This window comes from Sphingomonas sp. IC081, assembly GCF_006874585.1.
GTDB lineage: Bacteria > Pseudomonadota > Alphaproteobacteria > Sphingomonadales > Sphingomonadaceae > Novosphingobium.
In genome coordinates this window covers 74,052-94,199 of sequence record NZ_CP029762.1, presented here as the reverse complement: position 1 = coordinate 94,199, position 20,148 = coordinate 74,052, and the positions used below count along the sequence as shown (strand labels likewise).

Annotated in this window: 15 protein-coding genes and 1 pseudogene; 9 read left to right on the top strand and 7 right to left on the bottom strand. The window is 67.9% G+C overall.

Annotated features, from left to right (window positions below; translation table 11 throughout):
• The first annotated feature begins 6 nt into the window (after positions 1-6).
• The 5 genes from DM450_RS18905 (at position 7) to DM450_RS18885 (ending at position 6,560) form a co-directional block, all read left to right on the top strand.
• On the top strand, positions 7-549 hold the full coding sequence (locus DM450_RS18905; protein ID WP_260610558.1) for an RNA polymerase sigma factor: 543 nt from the start codon (positions 7-9) through the stop codon (positions 547-549).
• A 7-nt stretch (positions 550-556) separates the two neighbouring features.
• Complete coding sequence (locus tag DM450_RS18900) at positions 557-1,585, top strand: FecR family protein (RefSeq protein ID WP_142638217.1); 1,029 nt, start codon at positions 557-559, stop codon at positions 1,583-1,585.
• 138 nt (positions 1,586-1,723) lie between these two features.
• The gene (locus DM450_RS18895; RefSeq protein ID WP_142638215.1) at positions 1,724-3,949 is read left to right on the top strand and encodes a TonB-dependent siderophore receptor; all 2,226 of its coding nucleotides are present in this window, start codon (positions 1,724-1,726) and stop codon (positions 3,947-3,949) included.
• 204 nt (positions 3,950-4,153) lie between these two features.
• On the top strand, positions 4,154-5,494 hold the full coding sequence (locus tag DM450_RS18890; protein WP_142638213.1) for an Hsp70 family protein: 1,341 nt from the start codon (positions 4,154-4,156) through the stop codon (positions 5,492-5,494).
• 88 nt (positions 5,495-5,582) lie between these two features.
• Entirely contained in the window at positions 5,583-6,560 is a 978-nt protein-coding gene (locus DM450_RS18885) for a rhodanese-related sulfurtransferase (protein ID WP_142639348.1), read from the top strand.
• Positions 6,561-6,600: 40 nt separating this feature from the next.
• On the opposite strand, the gene DM450_RS18880 is transcribed toward DM450_RS18885, so the two are convergent.
• The 5 genes and pseudogenes from DM450_RS18880 to DM450_RS18860 all read right to left on the bottom strand — a co-directional run.
• Complete coding sequence (locus DM450_RS18880) at positions 6,601-8,580, bottom strand: OPT family oligopeptide transporter (RefSeq protein ID WP_142638211.1); 1,980 nt, start codon at positions 8,578-8,580, stop codon at positions 6,601-6,603.
• A gap of 103 nt (positions 8,581-8,683) precedes the next feature.
• Positions 8,684-10,228, bottom strand: a complete 1,545-nt coding sequence (locus DM450_RS18875) for a vWA domain-containing protein (RefSeq protein ID WP_260610557.1) — start codon at positions 10,226-10,228, stop codon at positions 8,684-8,686.
• 256 nt (positions 10,229-10,484) lie between these two features.
• Positions 10,485-11,384 carry a helix-turn-helix transcriptional regulator gene (locus tag DM450_RS18870; RefSeq protein ID WP_142638209.1) on the bottom strand — a complete coding sequence of 300 codons (900 nt, stop codon included), beginning with the start codon at positions 11,382-11,384 and terminating at the stop codon, positions 10,485-10,487.
• 167 nt (positions 11,385-11,551) lie between these two features.
• Entirely contained in the window at positions 11,552-12,742 is a 1,191-nt protein-coding gene (locus DM450_RS18865) for an acyl-CoA dehydrogenase family protein (RefSeq protein ID WP_142638207.1), read from the bottom strand.
• Positions 12,743-12,765: 23 nt separating this feature from the next.
• Positions 12,766-13,902: pseudogene (locus DM450_RS18860) on the bottom strand (AMP-binding protein); the annotation flags it as partial.
• 27 nt (positions 13,903-13,929) lie between these two features.
• Between DM450_RS18860 and DM450_RS18855 the strand changes: the two are divergent.
• Positions 13,930-14,739 (top strand): sensor histidine kinase, encoded by an 810-nt coding sequence (locus DM450_RS18855; RefSeq protein WP_260610555.1) that lies wholly within the window; start codon positions 13,930-13,932, stop codon positions 14,737-14,739.
• 29 nt (positions 14,740-14,768) lie between these two features.
• Here the strand turns inward: DM450_RS18855 and DM450_RS18850 are convergent, their stop codons facing one another.
• The gene (locus tag DM450_RS18850) at positions 14,769-15,173 is read right to left on the bottom strand and encodes a hypothetical protein (protein ID WP_142638205.1); all 405 of its coding nucleotides are present in this window, start codon (positions 15,171-15,173) and stop codon (positions 14,769-14,771) included.
• 566 nt (positions 15,174-15,739) lie between these two features.
• Here DM450_RS18850 and DM450_RS18845 point away from each other — a divergent pair.
• On the top strand, positions 15,740-17,047 hold the full coding sequence (locus DM450_RS18845; protein ID WP_142638203.1) for an acetamidase/formamidase family protein: 1,308 nt from the start codon (positions 15,740-15,742) through the stop codon (positions 17,045-17,047).
• 85 nt (positions 17,048-17,132) lie between these two features.
• Positions 17,133-18,044 (top strand): histone deacetylase, encoded by a 912-nt coding sequence (locus tag DM450_RS18840; RefSeq protein ID WP_142639342.1) that lies wholly within the window; start codon positions 17,133-17,135, stop codon positions 18,042-18,044.
• A 10-nt stretch (positions 18,045-18,054) separates the two neighbouring features.
• Here DM450_RS18840 and DM450_RS18835 read toward each other — a convergent pair whose 3' ends face one another.
• Positions 18,055-18,306, bottom strand: a complete 252-nt coding sequence (locus DM450_RS18835; RefSeq protein WP_142638201.1) for a hypothetical protein — start codon at positions 18,304-18,306, stop codon at positions 18,055-18,057.
• Between the two features lie 202 nt (positions 18,307-18,508).
• Here DM450_RS18835 and DM450_RS18830 point away from each other — a divergent pair, with 202 nt between their 5' ends.
• Positions 18,509-20,134: a DUF4153 domain-containing protein gene (locus tag DM450_RS18830; RefSeq protein ID WP_142638199.1), complete on the top strand. Its 1,626-nt coding sequence runs from the start codon at positions 18,509-18,511 to the stop codon at positions 20,132-20,134.
• Positions 20,135-20,148: the final 14 nt, after the last annotated feature.

Here is a 20,148-nt window from a genome sequence, read left to right as displayed (position 1 = left end):
CCCGACATGTTCATGAGCGATGCCGCCAGCCCCCTGCTGGCGGGAATGACACGGCTGAAAAGCTATGTCCGCAAGCGCATGCGCGATCCCGAGGGTGTGGAGGACGTGGTGCAGGAAACCCTGGCGCGGGTCATGGAACAGGAGCGCAGGCAGGCGATCGAGCAGCCGCTCGCCTATGCCTTCCGGGTGGCGGATTCGGTGATCGTCTCGGACCTTCGCAAGCACCGCCGGGCCGGATCGCCGACGGGGCGGCAGGCCGATGCCCATCCGCTCGAACTCGATCCGCTGGAACTGGTCTGCGACATGCCGCTCGCCGACGAGGTGCTGGATTACCGCGAGCGCTTCGCCCGCTTCGAAGCCGCGCTGGCCCGCCTGACGCCGATGCGGCGCACCGTGTTCCGGATGCGCCACATCGACGGCCAATCGCGGCAGGACATCGCCGAGGAACTGGGGCTCGGCCTCGAAGCCGTGAAAAAGCACCTCGTGCGCGCCATGGCCGACCTTGCGCTGGCGCTCGAGAGCGATCTCGAGACGGCCGCAGAGGACTGACAAGACAATGGACAAGCCCCTCAACGATACGCTGGAACTGGCCGCGGACTGGGCCGACCGGTTCGGCGACCTCACCCCCGACGAGCGCCGCGAACTGGCCGCCTGGCTCGAAGAATCCGCCAGCCATGCCCGCGCCTTTGCCCGCATGCGCCGCCTGATGGGCGACAGCGCGCTGATCGAGGCCTGCGAGGCGCGTGCCGAGGCCGGGTTGCCGCCGCTGCCCGGCTTGCGCCCGGACACGGGCCACGCGCTCCGCCCGCGCAGGCGCCTGCAGGTACCGGCCCGCCCGGCCCTGACCCGCAGGCAAGCGCTTGCCGCCGGTATCGCCGGGGCACTGGCGCTGCCGCTTGCCGGTTACGGGTTCATGGAGGCAGCAGCGCCCGACGCCCCGGCGCCGCTGCGGTTTGCCAGCAAGGTCGGCGAGCGGCGCCGGCTGACCTTGCCGGACGGATCCGGGCTGCTGCTCGATGCCGCCTCGCGCGTGGCGGTGGACTTCTCGCAAGCCGCGCGCCGGGTCGTGCTCGAACAGGGCGCGGCCCGCTTCGACGTCCGCCACGATCCCGCCCGTCCCTTCGCGGTCCACACCCCGCATGCCGCCATGATTGCGCTCGGCACCAGCTTCAGTGTCGACCGGCTGGCCCGGGCCAGCGAGCTGCGGGTGTTCTCGGGCCGGGTCGGGCTCGAGGTGCCGCAGCGCGACAGGCTCGAGGTGGCGGCGCACCGCTGGGCGCTGGTCGAGAGCAATGGGGACGAAAACGGGGGCGCTGCACGGGTGACCAGCGGCCGCTTCGATCCCGCCGCCAGGGCGGACTGGCAGGACGACTGGCTCGATGCCGATGCCATGCCGCTCGGCTTCGCGGTGGAACGGCTTGCCCGCTACAGCCCGGTGCCGATGCGGATCGCCGATCCCAAGCTGGGGCGCCTCACTTTCAGCGGACGGTTCCGGCTCGACCAGCCGGAACAGTCGCTCGAACTGATCGGCGCGCTGTTCGGACTGCGGCCGCAGCGGCGGGGCGACACCCTCTACCTCGCCTGAAGCACCAGCCGCACCGCGCCCCGCAAGAGGCGGAACGGCAACGCGGTTTTCCATTTTTGCTATTGCGAATGTATCGCAATATCTCTAGCCGCCAGCGAAAGGGAAGCGACTCCAATAACAGCTCAGGGTTCGTACACGATGACTTTCAACACGGTTCGCAGCCGACTGCTGGTTGGCGCCGCCACCGGCCTGCTCGCGGCAACGCTCTTCTCCGCCGCAGCCGCAGCCGCAGCCGCAGACGCAGATTCCGGTGCCGACGGCGCGGAAAACGCCCGCCCCCGCCGCGACGACATCGTCGTGACCGCCGAACGCGGCGGGCAGACGATCAACGCCGCCACCAAGTCGACCCTGCCGATCGCCGACACCCCGCAGTCGATCAGCGTCATCACCTCCAGCGACATTGCCGGGCTCGGCCTGCAGAGCCTCAACCAGGCGATGCGCTACGTTGCCGGCGTGACCCCGGAGACGCGCGGCACTTCGGCCGAAGTCTACGACCAGTTCAAGCTGCGCGGCTTCGACGTGCCGACCTATCTCGACGGCCTCAAGATGTTTTCCAGCGGCACCGGTTATGCCGTGCCGCAGGTCGACGTCTCGCGCATCGACAGCATCGAGATCGTCAAGGGCGCCGCCTCGGCGCTCTACGGCGCGTCGAGCCCGGGCGGCTTCGTCAACGAACAGAGCAAGCTGCCGATCGACCGTGATTTCTACGGCGCCGCCTCGGCCAGCTACGGCACTTACAACCTCTACCGCTTCGACGCCGATGTCGGCGGCAAGATCGGCGATGGCGACGGCAGCGTGCTGTGGCGCCTCTACGGCAGCGCCAACGGCGCCGACACCCAGCAGGACTTCGGCAAGCGCGAACGCCAGACCGTATCGGGCGCGGTGACGCTGGGCGCGGGCACCTCGACCGACTTCACCGTGCTGGCCGCCTATTCGCACGATCCCTACAACGGTAACTACGGCGCCTTCCCGACGGTCGGCACGCTGATCGCCAACGAGGCCGGCAAGCTGCCCACCTCGTTCTACGGCGGCGAGCCGAACGACCGCTTCAGCCGCGAGCAGTTCGGCCTGACCTACATCCTGAACCACGATTTCGGCGGCGGCTGGAAGTTCCGTTCCTCGGCGCGCTACCAGTACGTGTCGAGCGAGCTCGGCCTCGTCTACACCGGCGGCCCGCAGGCCTCGCCCGACACCGACCCGACGCTCTACACCCGCTATTCCTACGCGACCGACGAGAGCCTCAACAACTGGACGTACGACAACCGCCTCTCCGGCGAAGTCGACACCGGCCCGCTGCACCACGCGCTGATGTTCGGCGCCGACCGGCAGGTCGCCCACTCGCGCGAACTCTATGCCTTCGGCGGCGGCACCACCATCGATGCCTACGACCCCGTCTACGGCACCATGGATACGCCGAGCGATCCCTACCACGTGCTCAACTACAGCCTGGTCGGCTATGCCGATCCCAAGCTCGTCACCGCCCGCCAGCGCCAGCAGGGCGTCTATGCGCAGGACGAGATCTCGCTGGGCGCCCTCAGGGTGATCCTCAGCGGCCGCCAGGACTGGGCCCGCGCCACGCAGGCAGGCGTGGTCAAGAAGGACAGCAAGTTCACCTACCGCGCCGGCGCCCTCTACAAGACCAGCATCGGCCTCTCGCCTTACGTGAGCTATTCGACCTCGTTCGAACCGCAGGGCACGACGCTGCTGGAAGACGGCTCGCTGGCGGATCCTTCGCTCGGCAAGCAGCTCGAGATCGGCGCCAAGTACACGGTTCCGGGCACCGACATCCTGATCAGCGGCGCCTGGTTCAACATCCGCCAGACCAACGTGATCGTCTCCGACCCGGTGACCTACACCTCGCAGCAGATCGGCAAGGTCCGCTCGCGCGGGTTCGAGCTGGAGGCGAGCGGCTCGCTGCCCTATGACCTCAGCTTCCGCCTCGCCTACAGCACGCAGGACGTGAAGGACATCGAGGACGTCTACGCCAACCGCCAGGGCCGCGGCCTTGCCACCGTCGGCCGCGGCGGCGTGAGCGCCAATCTCGAATGGTCGCCCAAGTCGGGCGCGGCAGAAGGCCTCACCATCGGCGGCGGCGTGCGCCACGTGGATCGCACCTACGCCGATCTCTACACCAATGCCGACGGCACCGAGACGCCCTACAACACCCCGTCCTACACGGTGTTCGATGCGCTGCTGCGCTACAACCTCGCCAAGCTCGGCACCGGCATGGAGCGCGTGACGCTCTCGGCCAACGTCACCAACCTGTTCGACAAGAAGTACCTGACGAGCTGCTACGCCAACTACAGCTGGTGCTGGTACGGCAGCCGCCGCACGGTGCAGGGGACCATCGGCTTCACCTGGTAAACCGATAAGCGGGCGAAAGCCCCGCACCCTGACCAGACCCGCTTCCCCCGCGCGCCTCCCCGCAGGCGCGCGGGGGAAGTCGTTTGCGCCATGGCTTGCGGGACCGCAAAAGGACTGCAATAGGCGCCGCCCGCTTTCGCTGGCGAGATTCCTGTGCCAGCGTTCGCGAAGCCCCTGCTCCCAAGACCGTTTCAAGGATCCCCCATGACCGCGCCCTCCTCCGTCGGCATCGACTTCGGCACGACCAATTCGGTCATCGCCCTCTCCGGCGCGCCGGGCGAGGCAGACCTCGTCGAGTTCGCGGCACCCGGCGGGCCGTCCTCGGTGTTCCGCTCGGCGCTGTGCTTCTGGCAGGACGATGCGGTGAAGGGCGGCCCGTTCCCAGGCGGGCTGGCGCATGAGGCAGGCCCCTGGGCCATCGCCGAATTCCTTGACTTCCCGCAAGGCTCGCGCTTCCTGCAATCGTTCAAGTCGGTCGCGGCAAGCGCCACCTTCGAACATGCCAACCTCTTCGAAAAGCGCCTGCGCTTCGAGGAACTCGGGCAAGTGTTCCTCACCCACCTGATGGCCCACGGCGGCGCCCCCTTGCGTGACCTGCCAGAGCGGATCGTGATCGGCCGCCCGGTGCGCTACGTCGGCGCGCGGCCTGACGCGGCGCTGGCCCGCAAGCGCTACGACGCGATGTTCGCGATGCTCGGCCGCCCGGTCCACTACGTCTACGAACCGATGGGCGCCGCCTTCAGCTTTGCCTCGCGCCTGTCCGAACCGGCAACCTTGCTGGTGGCCGACTTCGGCGGCGGCACCAGCGACTTTTCCATCGTCCGGGTCGAGGCGCCCGGTGCCGCGCGGCGCTGCGTGCCGCTGGGCGCGGCGGGCATCGGCATTGCCGGTGACCGTTTCGACTACCGGATCATGGACCATCTGGTGCTGCCGCTGCTCGGCAAGGGCGGTACTTACCGCTCGTTCGACAAGGTGCTGGAAATTCCGCCCGGCCACTTCGCCGATTTCGGCGACTGGTCGCGCCTCGCGCTGATGCGCAACCGCCGCACGCTGGAGCAGCTGGCCCGCCTCAGACACGGCGCCACCGACCCTGCCGCCATCGACCGCATGATCGCGGTGGTCGAGCATGAACTGGGCTTCGGGCTTTACGAGGCGGTCGGCCGGCTCAAGCGGACGCTGTCGGGCGCCGAGCAGGGCGCGCTGCGCTTCGAGAGCGACAACCTCACCATCGACGCCGACGTCAGCCGCGCCGATTTCGAGCGCTGGATCGCCCCCGACCTCCAGCGCATCGACCAGACCGTCGACCGCGCGCTGGCCAAGGCCGGGTTGCAGCCGGACCAGATCGACCACGTGTTCCTGACCGGCGGCTCCTCGCTGATCCCGGCCGTGCGCGCGCTGTTCGAACGCCGCTTCGGCGAAGGCCGGATTGCCACCGGCGACGAACTGACCTCGATCGCCCACGGCCTCGCGCTGATCGGCCAGTCCGCCGACTTGTCCGAATGGACCGCCGAGGACGAAGACGAGGACGACGGCGTAGAAGTGTGAGAGTCCGAACCGAAATTCGCTCTTCCGCGAATTTCGCATGAACCACTCCCTCTTTGGCATCCGCGCGCGTTCACGCTATGGGCGCGCGATGGATACCCTCAGCCGCGACTCCGAAGCGGCCACCTTCTGCGTGGCCGCGCTGTACCGCTTTACCCCGTTCGCGGACTTCGCCGCCTTGCGCGATCCGCTTGACCGGGTGTGCCGCGATAACGGCATCCGCGGCACCCTGCTGCTGGCGCATGAGGGGATCAACGGCACCATCGCCGGCAGCGACGCGGGCATCGCCGCGGTGCTGGACCACATCCGCGCGCTGCCCGATTGCGCCGACCTCGACGTCAAGTTCTCGCGCGCTTCGGCGATGCCGTTCCACCGCATGAAAGTGCGCCTGAAGCGCGAGATCGTGACCATGGGCGAGCCCGAAGTCGATCCGCTGGCCGTCGTGGGCACTTATGTCGAGCCGCAGGACTGGAACGCGCTGATCGCCGATCCCGACACCATCGTCATCGATACCCGCAACGACTACGAAGTGGCGGTGGGCACGTTCGAAGGCGCCATCGACCCGAAAACCGCGACTTTCCGTGACTTTCCCGCCTGGTTCCGCGCCGAACGCGACCGCCTGATGGCCGAGAGCGCCGCAGCGGCAGCGGGCAGGACGCCCAAGGTCGCGATGTTCTGCACCGGCGGCATCCGCTGCGAGAAATCGACCGCGTTCCTCAAGCAGGAAGGAATCGACGAAGTCTACCACCTCAAGGGCGGCATCCTGAAGTACCTCGAAACCGTGCCCGAGGACGAGAGCCTGTGGCGCGGCGAATGCTTCGTGTTCGACCAGCGGGTGACGATCGGCCACGGCCTTGTCGAAGGTTCGCACGTGCTGTGCCACGCCTGTCGCCGCCCGGTAAACGCCGAGGACGTCGCCTCCCCGCTCTACGAGGAAGGCGTGTGCTGCCCGGCCTGCCACGCCGAACGCACGGACGAACAGCGCGCCTCCTATCGCGAGCGGCACCGCCAGGAAATGCTCGCCGCCACGCGCGGCGTTGCGCATGTTGGAGCCGTACGCGCCGACTAATTCGCGATGATCCGGCCGGTGCGCACCGGCCGGTGCCGCCTTACGCGGCGGGGGCGGTAACCAGCCCCCGCGTGCGCCGGTAGAGCCCGGCCACCATCAGCACAAACAGCACCGTGCCCGCCACCAGCGGGATCTTGCCAAGGTCGCCCACCAGTGCCAGCGGCGCCTCGCTGTTGGTCGCCCAGACGATCAGCGCGAAGCCGACACCCCACAGGCTTTCGCCAACGATGAGGCCAGTCGCGGTCAGCACGCCCATGCGGTGGGCAAACTCGGGATCGGCGCGGCGCGCGGCCCAGCAGTCGTAGAACCAGCCGACGATCGCTCCGGTGACGGTCGGCAGGATCACGCTCATCGGCAGGTAGATGCCGATGCCGACCGCCAGCGGCGGCAGCCGCAGGCGGCCTGTCAGCCCCAGCACTTCGTCGAGCGCCACGAAGGCCGCGCCCGCCGCCGCGCCCCAGCCGATCATCGCCCAGTTGAGATCGCCACCCAGCACGCCCTTGGCCAGCGCCGAGATCAGCGCCGCCTGCGGGGCGGGCAGGGCCTCGGCGGTCGCGCCGGGCGCTCCGGCAAAACCGACGGTCATGTTCAGCAGGTTCAGCACCGGCGGAATCACCAGCGAACCGAACACCACGCCGATAACCAGCGCCACCTGCTGCTTCCACGGCGTCGCGCCGACCAGCTGGCCGGTCTTGAGGTCCTGCAGGTTGTCGTTGGAGATCGTCGCCACGCCGAACACCACGCCGGTCACGATCAGCGCATAGGCGACGAGCGCCGCCGTCGTATCCGCGTTCTGGTCACGCCCGAACAGGCCCACCAGCAGGATCGAGGCGGCCACCACGGCCAGGATGCCGATGCCCGAGACCGGCGAGTTGGACGCCCCGATCAGGCCCGCCATGTAGCCGCAGACCGCCGCGATCAAGAGGCCGATCACCAGCACGAAAAGAAGCGCGCCGCCCACCAGAAGGAGCGAGGAACCGGCCAGCGGTCCGCCCGACAGCACGCTGGTGAGCAGGATGCCGATGGGCACCAGCATCGCCAGCGTCGCGGCAGCGACGATGCCGATCGGCATGTCGCGCTCTTCCAGCGCCAGTTCCTGCCCGGCACTGCGCGCCCGGCTGGCCGCCAGCGCCGAGCGCACGCCCGAAACCACCGGCCCGGCGATGCGCAGCAGCGTCCAGATGGCGGCAACCGCAATCACCCCCGCGCCGAAGAAGCGCACATCGGCGCTGAACACGCTGCCCGCCCAGTCTTCCACGCTGGCACCCGGCATCGGATGATTGGCGGTCAGCATCGGCAGCAGCACCCACCAGCCGACGACAAGGCCCAGCAGCATCGCCATGCCCACCGAGATCCCGACGAGATGGCCGACCCCCAGCAGCGCGAACGAAAGCCCGCCGGAAATGCCGGTCGCCCCGGCCCCGGTGCGGAACCACACCGAAGCTTCGGCGGCAATCAGCTTGGTCTGCGTCAGGATCGCGAAGGCGGCCGAGGCCACCGTGTTCCAGGCCAGCACCGAGAGGCCCCTGGCACTCTCCGCCGCGCCCTGCTCGCTGGCGAAACCGACCCGCAGCACTTCGGCGGCGGCATGGCCTTCGGGATAGGGAAGCGGTGTATCGACCACCAGCGCGCGGCGCAGCGGCACCGAGAACAGCACGCCCAGGATACCGCCGGTGCCGGTGATCGCCGCCGTGGTCCAATAAGGGAAGCCCTGCCACCAGCCGATCATGACAAGCCCCGGCAACACGAAGATGATCGCCGCCAGCGTGCCCGCCGCACTCGCCACGGTCTGGACGATGTTGTTTTCCAGGATCGTCGAATTGCCCAGCATGCGCAGGATCGCCATCGAGATGACGGCGGCGGGAATCGAGGTCGCAAAGGTCAGCCCGACCTTGAGCCCGAGATAGACGTTCGCCGCCGTGAACAGCAGGGTGATCGCCCCGCCCAGCAGCACGCCGCGCAGCGTGAGTTCCGCCATCGGCCGCGCGCTGGCTGGCGTGGCCTCGGAAATGCCTGTCATTCTTGCTGTACCTTCGATCCGGCCCTGCGCCGATCCGCCCTGATGGCACGGGCGGATCGGGCTGGCCAGAGGAACGCGCGCGATCGTGGGGAAAGTCGCCGCGTTACTCTGCGGCGGAAGTCTCCGCCCCGACAGGCGCGCGGCTGGCGGCAAGCCGCGTCAGTTCCACGAACTCCTTGCGCCAGTAATCGCCCTGCGGCCCCGCCAGGCTGGCGATGTCGCCATAGTCGAACCGGCCCAGCCGGGTATCGCCGCGCAGCTTCTGCCCGAAAGCGGCCACCGCAATGGCAAAGGCCATGTCCCCCGTCGGCGCCTTTGCCGCCGCAAGACGGCCCGCCGCCACCGGCACCTCGATCAATCGGCTTTCGGTGCCATCCGGCAACTTGTAGCGCAGCCGCACGGTCGCCGCTTCGGAGGCATCGCCGGCCGGAACCGGCGGCGGCGCGCCATTGGCGGCATACCTACGCGCCGGCAACCACCCCTGCTGACCGGCAGGCACGATCTCGTAGAGCGCGGTGACCTGATGCCCCGCCCCGATCTCGCCCGCGTCCACCTTGTCGTCGGCAAAGTCCTCCTCGCGCAGCGCGCGGTTCTCATAGCCGATCAGGCGGTACTCGCCGACCGCCGCCGGATTGAACTCCACCTGCACCTTCACGTCCCTGGCGATGGTGAACAGGGTGGAGGAGAGCTCCTCGTCCAGCACCTTGCGGGCTTCCATGGCGCTGTCGATATAGGCGTGGTTGCCGTTGCCGAGATCGGCCACCGCCTCCATCATCGCATCGTTGTAATTGCCCTGCCCGAAGCCGAGCGTGGTCAGGCTGATGCCGTCCTCGCGGTTCTGGCGGACCATGGCCTCAAGCCCCTTCTGGTCCGACAGGCCAAGGTTGAAGTCCCCGTCGGTGGCCATGACGATCCGGTTGATGCCGCCCGCGATGCGATGCGCACGGGCCAGCTCGTAGGCCATCGACAGGGCCGGGCCGCCCGCCGTGCCGCCCCCGGCCGTCAGCCCGGACAGCGCCGCCCTGATCGCCGCCGGATCGTGGCTGCCCTCGATCAGCGTCTCCACCGAACCCGAGTAGGTGAGGATGGAAACGCGGTCGTCCGCGCGCAAGCCCTCGGCAAGGATCGACAGCGCCTGCCTGACCAGCGGCAGCTTGTCCGGCGCATCCATCGAGCCCGAAACGTCGACCATGAACACGAGGTTCGCCGCCGGTCGCTGGGCGCGCGGGGCATCGTAACCGCGCAGGCCGATGCGCAGCAGCCTGGTGCCGGGATTCCACGGGGTGACGGCAAGATCGGTGGTCACGCTGAAGGGCGTGGAGCGGTCTGTCGGGGCGGGATAGTCATAGCGGAAATAGTTGATCATTTCCTCGGTCCGCACCGCCTCGGGCGGCACCGGCTGACCGCCCATCAGCATGCGCCGGACATTGGCATAGGAGCCCGTGTCGACATCGACCGCGAACGTCGAGACCGGCTCGCTCGCGACCCGGTGGATCGGGCTGACCGCCTTGCCATCGTATCGCTCGCCGCTTTCGGCGTTCCCCGCCATCGCCTCGTACCCCGCCTCGCCGGCAGGTCTCGAACCGCCACAGCCCGCCAGCATCAGTCCCGGGACCAGGGGGCAGCACACTATCAGACGCAATCGCACGGGCTTTCTCCACCAGTTTCGTGGAGATGAAATAGTTCGGCAATTCCGCGACCTACAAGTACGCCGCCGCCGTCAATCCGATGCATGCACCGGACGTCAACGACGGCTGGCGAGCGGCAACCCGAATTTCACGGAACCCATGCTTCGGCCTGCACCCGTCCTGCACCGACATTACACGAACAATCGACGGCCATAAAAGGGGAGGTACATGCGATGCGATGGCCGCGGATCGCCCGTCCACGCCGCCCCAGGCCGTTCAGGCGTTTGCGGCCCAGCCCCGACTGCCGGCCCCTCGCCGGTTGCGGAAAGCGGTCGGCGTTTCGCCGGCAAACCTGAGGAACGCCCGGTTGAAGCTGCTCTGGCTGGCGAATCCGAGCATTTCGGCGATGGCGTTCATGGGGGTTTCGGACTGCGAAAGAAGCTGTTGCGCCCGTTCCAGCCGCACCTTGAGGACGAACTGGTGCGGCGTCATGTTTGTCGCCTTGCGAAACACGCGGCAGAAGTGGGAAGCGGTGATTCCCGCTTTCGCCGCCATGTTTTCCAGATTGTGCTCCGCCTCGGGCTTCTGCCTCACCGAATCCATGATGTGGTGAATGCGGTAGGAGGAGAAGGCCGACGTCGGAAAATCCGCCGCGAGCGTCTTTCGCGGACCACGCATCATGTGGTGCTTGAGCGCATCGATCAGCGACGCCACGTAGATATCGCGCGCGCCCGATTCCGGCTCGTAGAGTTCGGCCAGGATCTGGCGCGACAAGGCCGAGCCAAGGGGATCGTTGAAGGCAAAGCGCATGTGGGAGAACTGGTCGAGCACGGCCGCCGAGCGCAGTTCGTCCGCATCGATGCTGAGCGTCACGACATCGAGCTCGCCGTCGACCAGCCAGCGCGTCGCCATCGTCGCCGGTACGATCGTCGCCGCGCCGGGATAGGATGCGTCCTCGCTCCACCCGTCCCGCTCCCAGGTCCGCACGCTGGTCTTGCCGGCGAGCTGGACCACGAACAGCGGATCGGGCAGCCCCGGCAGGGCGTAGCTGCCGACAAACTGGCGCCAGCGGCTGAAACGCCAGCGGCCGTCGGTCGATGCCAGGCTGACTTCCGGACCGCGCTGCAACGTGTCGGCGATTATGGCCTCGCCATGCCAGACGTGAGGCACGTCCATGCCGCGACCCGCCATCATGGCCGCCACCGCAAGGGCCGCGAATGCCCGTCAGGAACGCTCATGCGTATCCATTCCTCTTCCCGTTTCGGCAGTCAGGCTGCTCTTTCGATCCGAGAGGGATACCCCAATTCACGGCGAGATGCCTTGTCAAAAATTTGCATCGATTTTTACGTTTTGTGATCTCGGCCCGGCCAGTCCCGCTCGTCGAACCCCATGCCGCGGGCGATGATTTCCAGCATGATCTCGTTCGATCCGGCAAAGATGCGACTGATCCGCGCGTCGGTATACATGCGGCTGATGCGGAATTCGTCCATGTACCCGGCGCCGCCATGCAGTTGCACGCCGAGGTCGGTCATCTCGCCCTCCAGTTCGCTGGCGATGAGCTTGGCGGCGGCGGCCGCTTCGCCGGAAAGCTGCCCGGCATTGGCCAGCAGCACCAGCTGATCGACAAACACCTGCGCGGCGTCGATCCGCGCCTTCAGCGCTGCCAGACGAAAGCGGTTGTGCTGGAACAGGCCAACGGGACGACCGAACGCGATCCGGGTCTTCACGAAGTCCGTGGTCAGCGCCAGCGCCGTCTGCGCGGTGGCCATGCTGGCGATGGCGGCGATCAGGCGCTCGGTCGCCAGGAATTCGATCAGCACGGCCAATCCGCGCGCGGGATCGCCCAGCAGGTTTTCGGCGGGAACCTGCACATCGCTCAGGAATATCTCGGCGGTGTCCTGCGCGGCGAGCCCCATCTTGCCAAGCCTGCGCCCCCGCTCGAAACCGGCCATCCCGCGCTCGACCACGAAGAGGCCGAGCTGTTCGCCGCCCGCCTCCTCCTTACGTGCCGGCCCCGTCCGCGCAGCAACAACCACGGCGTCTGCAAGAATGCCATTGGAGATATAGGTCTTGGCGCCGTTGAGCCGCCAGCCATCGCCATCGCGCACCGCCCGGGTCCGGATCGCGCGCAGATCGCTTCCCCCGCCCGCTTCGGTCATGGCGATGGCAAGGATGGTCTGCCCGGCAATGATCTTCGGCATCAGCCGGTCGCGCAGGGCAGGCGCGCCGAGTTTCGCGATATAGGGCGCCGCGAGGTTGCTGTGCAGGTGGAGATAGAACCCCGTCTCCCCGCCGCGCACGTTCTCCTCGATGACGATCTGGTCGAAGCGCAGGTCCTCCATCCCCGCGCCCCCATGGGCGGTATCCGCCCAAAGACAGAGGAGCCCTGCTGCCCCGGCTTTCAGGTAGGCGTCCCGGTCGACGATCCCCTCGCGGCGCCAGCGTTCGGCATGCGGGGCAATTTCGGCAGCCATGAAGCGGGCGACCGAGGCGCGGAACAGGGCATGCTCCACTTCGAAGATGCGGCGTTCCATGGGTCAGCCCTGCGCTGCGCCGCTCATGCGGCGCGGAACTCGTCGATGAGCTTGCGTTTCATGAGCTTTCCCGTCGGCTCGCGCGGCAGTTCATCCCGGAACACGAATGCCTTGGGTGTCTTGACCCCGCCCAGCGCGGAGCGGGTGAAGCCTGCCAGTTCGTCCGCCAGCTCGTCCGCCAGCTCGGGCCCCGCGACCACGCCGGGCGCCAATTGCACCACCGCCATGACCCTTTCGCCCAGGTCCTCGTCCGGAACGCCGATCACGGCGACGTCGGCGACCCTGGGGTGGGTGACCAGACAGTTCTCGATCTCCTGCGGGTAGATGTTCACCCCGCCCGAGATGATCATGAAGCTGCGACGGTCGGTCAGATAGAGATAACCGTCCCGGTCGACATGCCCGACATCGCCAAGTGTCGCCCAGCCCCGGGCATTGATGGCAGCGGCGGTCTTTTCCGGATCGTTGTGATAGGCGAACGCAGGACCGTCGGCGAAATAGACGTCCCCCGTCTCGCCCGCCGGCAGTTCCTCGCCGTCCGGTCCGAGAATCCGGACATTGCCCAGCACGGCCTTGCCCACCGAGCCCGGCCTTGCCAGCCACTCGTCCGAGGCCAGCGCCGTGATGCCGCAGCATTCGGTGCCCGAATAGTATTCGTGCACGATAGGCCCCCACCAGTCGATCATCGCCTGCTTGACCGCGACCGGACACGGCGCCGCGGCGTGGATCACGGCACGCAGCGAGGAATGATCGTGGCGGGCGCGGACTTGCGGGGGAAGTTTGAGCAGCCTGACGAAGTGCGTCGGCACCCAGGTGGCGTGGGTGATGCGGTGCGCCTCGATCATCGCCAGCGCGGCTTCGGCATCGAAGCGCTGCATGACGACGACCGTGCCGCCAAGCCGGTGGATCGTCATCGCCCAGCGCAGCGGAGCGGCATGGTAGAGCGGCGAGGTCGACAAATAGATCGTCTCCTCGCTCATCCCGTAGAGACCTGTTCCCATCGTCTCGAGCGGGGTCGTTTCATCGAGCGGGCCTTGCGGGAGCGGTGGTTTTACGCCCTTGGGCCGTCCGGTCGTGCCCGAAGAATAGAGCATGTCGGTTCCGGCGCTTTCATCCGCCACGGGCGTTTCGGGGAAACGTGCAGCCGCGTCCCGCCAGCCGCCCAGCCCCTGCGCGCCGAAGGTGCCCCGGTGGCCTATGACACATTGACGCGCGACGGCCACTCCTTTGCCATACGCTTTGCGCCGCAACGCTCGCTGGCGGGCAATTTCCTTGGCTGGATCGTCCAGTTCATGGACGTGAGCGAAGCGCGGGCAGCCCAGCGGCAGCGCGACGACATCCTCGAACTGCTCACCCACGACATGCGCTCTCCGCAGGCGTCCATCCTTGCCGTGCTGGAAACGGCGCCGGCGGAAACCATCGCCCCCGAGGTTGCGCGGCGCATACGGCATTACGCGGAGCGCACGCTGGGCCTTGCCGATGGCTTCGTCCAGCTCGCAAGGGCGGAAGCGCTGGACTATACCCTGGAGGAAGTGTCGCTGAACGACATGATGATCGACGCCGTCGACGATCTATGGCCGCAGCTTTCCGCCAGGTCGCTCGACCTCGAGACAAGCGAGACGCACGCGCGCCTGATGGTGCAGGTCGAACGCTCGCTGATGACACGGGCGCTCATCAATATCCTGGACAATGCGATCAAGTACAGTCCGGCTGGAAGCGGCATCCGCTGCACACTGGAGCGCGAGGTCGACGCCGATGGCCGGGCCTGGGCGCTATGTGCGATTGCCGATGAAGGCCCGGGGCTGGGGACGGAACAGAAGCTTCGGATATTCGACCGCTTTCACCGCGCCCCGCTGGGGGGCGGGCGCAAGACCGATGGCGTCGGGCTTGGTCTGAGTTTCGTGCACACGGTGCTGATGCGGCATGGCGGTGCCATTCGCTGCGAAAGCGAACCGGGCCAGGGGGCAACCTTCACCCTCGCCCTGCCGATCATCGGCTAGAGCGGTTTCCAGACCGTCAGATCGCAAACTCACTCAACCGGAGCCTGACGCGCAGCGGCAAGCCTGGACGCGACCGCCTCCACGATCCGCGCGTCGGAGATTGCCTTGCCTGCCCGTCCTGCCTTGCCAGCCCTGCCTGCCTTGCGGGGCTCGCTGGCGAGCACGCGGTAGAGGTTTCGGCCGGTCGCCCTGTCCGAGAGCGAAAGGACAACAACCCGCTGCATCCTCGATCTGGAACGGCTGGGCGCCAAAAGCCACGCACCTGCCGACGCCCCTCCTTCGCTCGGCGCGAACAGTCCCGCCCGGCCGGGAAGATCGGACACCGTCAATTGCACGAGATACGCGCCCCGATCGGAAGCGGAGAACCCCTGCGCGACCAGCCCGGCCTCCAGTTCGTCAGCCAAAGGCCGGGTTACATTGCCGTCCACCAGCATCCGGACACTTCCGGGCGGCGGCAGGGCACCAAAGGTCTGGACAACCACTGGCGGCTTGCCTGCACATCCCGCGAGCATGGCCAACGCGACCACGGCGGAACACCGCCCCCCAAACCGCACTTGCTGGCTTCCTGCACTCGTCAACGTCCAACTCCTTGCAGGTGACACCCCCTCCCAGATCGTAACCCCACCTTGTGCCTGCCTGGCAACCGGGTGAACGGCAATTTTACATTGCTTTACACCACTTCAGCCGATTTTCCGCTTAGGGTGCGCCTGTCACACCGCCTCGGGCGCTGTACCACTCTGATCGCAAGTGCTGACCCCAGCACACCACCCCATGCACTGCGTCAGAGGTGCAATCTGACCCGGGCAAAACCGGGCATACCACCTCAGGCCCTGCCTCTGCAGTTTCTGTGAGGCAGGGCCTATCTCTTGCCCCGCACACGAAGGGATTGCTGGCCGGACTTCGGCAACGGCCGGCGGCACGCTTCCAGGCGGCGTAAACACATTCCGCATTGCCAACGCCCCTTTTGATTACATATGTAGTCGGTAAAGGGAGAAAGCCGATGTTGCGTTCCATGACAGCCGCTGGCGCCTTGTGCCTGTCGACAAGCGTGGCACTGGCCTCGCCCCCGGCTCCGTCCGCGTTGGACGGTCAGTGGGTGCTGACGGTCGATCGATGGGGCAATCCGGAATATTCGACGCTTGACCTGTCGATCCGGCGCAATGTCGTCTCCGGCGACTGGGACGGTGCCCCCTTGTCCGGGACCGTGGACGGCCGGACCCTGCGGTTCCGGACAACCGACCAGCGCGGGGCGGAGTATCGCTTCGAGGTACGACTGGAAAATGGCCGGCTATCGGGCACCGCCGACTACCCTGACAACAATTTCGCGGACAGGCGCCAGACATTCACCATTTCCGCCCGTGCCGTGCCCGAGCGCCCGACCGCTCGGCCGCGCGTGATCGACTATGCCCCGCACTCGTTTGCCAACAGCTTCTCGGCGGAGCGCGAACCGGTCCTGACGATCTGGCCCGGCGATATCGTGCGCACGTCGACCGTCGATTCCGGCGGCATCGACGCGCAGGGCGTCACCCGCGCCCTGTTCGGCAATCCGCAGACCGGACCCTTCTTTGTCGCGGGCGCACGGCAAGGCGACACGCTGGCCATCCACATCCGCAAGCTGACCCCCAACCGGGATTGGGCGGAGAGCCTCGACACGATCGTGACACGGGTGCTGGGGGCGGGCCTGAGCGCAAAGGCTTCCGAGCTTGGCCGCCCGGTGCGCTGGCACCTCGACCGGGAAAACGGCCTTGCGACGCTGGAGGAGCCCGGGAGCCGGCTGAACGGCTATCGTGTCCCGCTGCGACCGATGCTGGGAGGGGTCGGGCTGGCAAGCGGTTTCGCCTCGCCGCCGCTGTCGACGGGGGATACCGGCCGTGCGGGCGGCAACATGGACTTTCCCGAGGTGGTCGCGGGCAGCACGGTGCTCCTGCCCGTGCAGCAGCCCGGCGCATTGCTCTACCTGGGCGACGCACACGCCCTACAGGGTGACGGCGAGACCTCCCAATATGCACTCGAGACCTCGATGGACGTCGAATTCTCGGTCGAGATCATCAAGGGAACCGCCATCATGATGCCGCGGGTCGAAACGGCCGGCGAGATCATGACGCTGGGTCAGGCCGGCTCGCTCGATGAAGCGACACGGGCGGCGACCACGGGCCTGATACAGTGGCTGCAACAGGACTACGGCCTGAGCCTGTCCGACGCGGCAAAGGTCCTGGGAAGCGCGGTGCGCTATTCGATCCCGAACCTCGCAGGCCGCAGTGTCGGCGTGGCCGCGCGCATCGACAAGGCATTGCTGCCGCCCCGGTAGCCCGGGTAGCACCGGCCGCCGCCGGGAGGCCCGGCGCGCCTATGCATGCTCGACCTGTGTTCCTCGGTGTTCTACCGCGATGGCCATGCTGCATGTCGTCCATCACCCCGGCTACGTGGTCGCAACCGAGCGCACCGGCACGTTCCCGCATGACAAGTATGCGCTGGTCATGCAGGCGCTTGGCAAAAGCGGCGCGGCGATGCGCGTTCACACCCCGGACGTCATGCCGCGGGAATGGCTCGAGGCCGTCCACGACCCGGCCTATGTCGACGAAGTGATCGGCTGCGCGGTGCCGGAAGCCAAGCAGCGCCGGATCGGTTTTGCGATCGACGAACGCATCTCCCGGCGATCGCAGCTCTCGCCCGGTGGAACCTGGCTCGCCGCGAAGCTCGCCCTGCAGCACGGATATGCCGCGAATTCCGCCGGCGGCAGCCATCATGCCCTGGCCGATACCGGCGCGGGATATTGCGTCTTCAACGACCTGGCGCTGGCCGCCAACCGGCTGATCGAGGAAGGCAGCGCTTCACGCATCCTCATCCTCGATCTGGACGTACATCAGGGCGACGGCACGGCGGCCCTGACCGCGGGGCGCGGCGACATTTTCACGCTTTCCATCCATGCCGAGAAGAACTTCCCGGCCCGCAAGGCACGCTCCTCGCTGGATGTCGGCCTCCCCGACGGCACCGGCGACACCGGCTACCTCGATGCCCTTGCCGGATCGCTGCCCATGGCGCTCAATCATTTCGGGCCGGACCTGATCCTGCTGCAGGCCGGCGTCGATCCCCACGCGGACGACAAGCTCGGCAGGCTGTCCTTGACCGACGAGGGCCTTGCCGCGCGCGATCGGTTTGTGGCGGCAGAGGCCAGGCTTCGCGGCGTTCCCCTGGCGAGCACGCTGGGCGGCGGCTACGGCGCCGACCGCGAAGCCGTGGCCTGGCGCCACGCCCGCACGATCCTCACCCTTTCCGCCGCGATCGCCGCAGGTGCTGCCGCCTGATCGCGCCGGCCTACCGGGACGCCTCCCGTTCGGCCTTGAGCCGCTCCACCAGTCTTTCGATTTCGTCGGGATTGAGCACCCAGGTGCGGGTCTTGCGGCCTTCGCGAAACACCGGCCGCGTGAGCAGGATACGTGCCTGCTCCTTGGCGAAAGGCTTGAAAAGCGCGAAATGCATCACGCATTCGAGCATCACGCCGATCACCGGCGTCTTGCCGTCCAGATCGATCAGCGTTGCCGGCTGGTCCCAGGGAATGTTCATCATCCCCCGCGCCTATCGCGCCTCGCGCCGAATGCAAAGCCTTTGCCTGCGGGCGCCGGCCGCAGGAGCTTCACCGCTTCGGCCTGCACCATTTCTGCCTGCACCATTTCTGCAACGCGCCTGCGCCGACAATTGACCGCGATCCCGCGATAAACTGCCCGCCGCCCGCCGAATGATGGCTCCCGTCAATCAGGGAGACACACAAATGCACTTCGCCGCCGCCCCGCTGGGGGCCAGCTTCCGGTGGAAGCTCGGACTGGGTCTGGCCGTGGTCGCGGTGGGGGACTGGCTGCTCTACCAGCGCGGCCTTGCCTATGGATCGTGGGGCCTCCTGGCCCTTGCCCTGCTGGCGGCGCTGCTGGCCGGAACCCCGGCACTGCGCCGCAGCAAGCCCGGCCTGCCCGCCGCACTGGCCGCCTGCCTGTTCGCGCTGGCGCTGACCTGGGATCCGGGGCCGCTGGCGTGGACGCTGTTCTGGCTCGCGGCGGGCATGGCCGCCCTGCTGGCGCGAACCGGACGGTTCGACGACGGCTGGCGCTGGGCGCAGCGCCTGTTCTGGCAGGCCCTGCGCGCACCGTTCGCTCCGCTGCTCGACATGCGGCGCATCGCGAAGGTGCGTGCCGCCGGGCACGGCAGGCGCATCGGCCTGCGGCGGGCGGCATCGCTGCTGACGATGCCGCTGCTGGGCGGCGCGGTGATCGTCGCGCTGTTCTGCGCCGCCAACCCGATCCTGGCCGGCGCGGTCTCCTCGCTGCTGTCGATCGACACCTCGCTGGTCGCGCAAGGGGGCCGCGCGATCCTCTGGACGATAGTCTTCGCGATGGCCTGGAGCCTGCTGCGCCCGGGCCTGCTCAGGCACCCGCTGCCGCTGTTCGAAGGGCGCGGCGAGCTTCGCCTGCCCGGGTTTTCGCCCGCCTCGATCACCCTCTCGCTGGTGGTCTTCAACGCCATCTTCGCCGTGCAGAACCTGCTCGATGCCGCCTATCTCTGGGGCATGGCCGCGCTGCCGCCGGGCATGACCCTGGCCGACTACGCGCACCGCGGCGCCTACCCGCTGATCGCCACCGCGCTTCTTGCCGCGCTGTTCGTGCTGATCGCGCTGCGTCCGGGCTCCGAGACCGCCGGTTCGCCCGCGATCCGCAGGCTGGTGACCTTGTGGATCATGCAGAACATCGTGCTGGTCGCCTCCTCGATCCAGCGCACGGCGGACTACATCGAAGCCTATTCGCTGACGAGGCTGCGCATCGCCGCGCTGGCGTGGATGGTGCTGGTCGCCTTCGGTCTTGCCACGATCTGCTGGCGGCTGCTGCGGAATCGCAGTTCGGCCTGGCTGGTCAACGTCAACCTGGCCGCCACCGCGCTGGTGCTGACGGGGTTCTGCTTTGTCGACCTGGGCACCATGGCGGCGCGCTGGAACGTGCGCCATGCCCGCGAGGTGGGCGGCCGCGGCGCCGCGCTGGACTTGTGCTACCTGAACCGCATGGGCGGCTCGGCGCTGCTGCCGCTGCTCGAACTCGAACAGCGGCGCGGCCTGAATCCCGGGTTCCATGCGCGCGTGCAGGCGGTCCGTCTCGACGCGCAGCAACGCCAGCCGGTCGCCCTGGGCCTGATCGACATGCGCCGGCAGGAACAGGCGCGCACCATCGCCGCCACGCTGCCCCGGCCCGACCTTGGCGGCGGCTTGCGGGACTGCGACGGCGCGGTGATCACCGAGCTCCCCGCCGAGCCGCCGTCACCCGTCCCAGCACCGGCACCGGCACCCGCATCAGCCCCGACGCCGTCTCCGGCGCCGCCCGCACAATCCCCGACGCAACCCGCTGCGCCGCGTTGACACGGACCTTCCAG

What these genes read in the sequence shown, in the direction of transcription:
- DM450_RS18850 (WP_142638205.1), bottom strand. Translation starts at nt 15,173, where the DNA reads ATGCTGGTGGACGGCAATGTAACCCGGCCTTTGGCTGACGAACTGGAG.
- DM450_RS18840 (WP_142639342.1), top strand. Translation starts at nt 17,133, where the DNA reads ATGCTGCATGTCGTCCATCACCCCGGCTACGTGGTCGCAACCGAGCGC.
- DM450_RS18830 (WP_142638199.1), top strand. Translation starts at nt 18,509, where the DNA reads ATGCACTTCGCCGCCGCCCCGCTGGGGGCCAGCTTCCGGTGGAAGCTC.
- DM450_RS18880 (WP_142638211.1), bottom strand. Translation starts at nt 8,580, where the DNA reads ATGACAGGCATTTCCGAGGCCACGCCAGCCAGCGCGCGGCCGATGGCG.
- DM450_RS18890 (WP_142638213.1), top strand. Translation starts at nt 4,154, where the DNA reads ATGACCGCGCCCTCCTCCGTCGGCATCGACTTCGGCACGACCAATTCG.
- DM450_RS18905 (WP_260610558.1), top strand. Translation starts at nt 7, where the DNA reads ATGTTCATGAGCGATGCCGCCAGCCCCCTGCTGGCGGGAATGACACGG.
- DM450_RS18865 (WP_142638207.1), bottom strand. Translation starts at nt 12,742, where the DNA reads ATGGAACGCCGCATCTTCGAAGTGGAGCATGCCCTGTTCCGCGCCTCG.
- DM450_RS18835 (WP_142638201.1), bottom strand. Translation starts at nt 18,306, where the DNA reads ATGATGAACATTCCCTGGGACCAGCCGGCAACGCTGATCGATCTGGAC.
- DM450_RS18895 (WP_142638215.1), top strand. Translation starts at nt 1,724, where the DNA reads ATGACTTTCAACACGGTTCGCAGCCGACTGCTGGTTGGCGCCGCCACC.
- DM450_RS18900 (WP_142638217.1), top strand. Translation starts at nt 557, where the DNA reads ATGGACAAGCCCCTCAACGATACGCTGGAACTGGCCGCGGACTGGGCC.
- DM450_RS18845 (WP_142638203.1), top strand. Translation starts at nt 15,740, where the DNA reads ATGTTGCGTTCCATGACAGCCGCTGGCGCCTTGTGCCTGTCGACAAGC.
- DM450_RS18885 (WP_142639348.1), top strand. Translation starts at nt 5,583, where the DNA reads ATGGATACCCTCAGCCGCGACTCCGAAGCGGCCACCTTCTGCGTGGCC.
- DM450_RS18870 (WP_142638209.1), bottom strand. Translation starts at nt 11,384, where the DNA reads ATGGACGTGCCTCACGTCTGGCATGGCGAGGCCATAATCGCCGACACG.